1 rRNA gene is annotated in these 530 nt (G+C 64.9%); it reads left to right on the forward strand.

From position 1 onward, the window contains the following. Window positions 1-411: 411 nt before the first annotated feature. Window positions 412-530: ribosomal RNA gene (locus ACI79W_RS20035) — 23S ribosomal RNA — on the forward strand; the annotation flags it as partial.

Below are 530 nucleotides of genomic sequence, written 5' to 3' on the forward strand. Positions count from 1 at the left end.
CGGCGCAGCGTGTGGGGTGGTGCTCGAGGGTGGAACGCTGACCAGTTCGGCCGGCAGCCTGGTGCTGCTCCTAGTACGGCGTCGCTCTCCTCGGAGGGTGGTGCGGGGAACGGGGTGGTGGGGGTTGGCTGGTCGTAGGCACGCTGTTGGGTCCTGAGGGAGTGGGCCCGGGTCCCCCGGTGGGGGGCGTGGGGTCGTCTTTCTCGTGTCAGGGCCGGTCTGCATCTCATACCGCTGTTCTGCTGCCTGTACCGGTGGTGGGGCGGGGCTGGTGGGGTCGGGTGACCGGTGGCTGGTCGTACGTTGAGAACTGCACAGTGGACGCGAGCATCTTCTGACTCTGGTAGCAGAGTTCTTGTAGGTATGGCCCGCACCTTGTTTCCTTCCGGGGGCAGGGGCGGGATTTTGTGTGGCCAAGTTGTTAAGGGCACACGGTGGATGCCTGGGCACCAGGAGCCGATGAAGGACGTAGGAGGCTGCGATAAGCCTCGGGGAGCTGTCAACCGAGCGTTGATCCGAGGATTTCCGAA

The organism is Blastococcus sp. SYSU DS0533 (genome assembly GCF_054050775.1).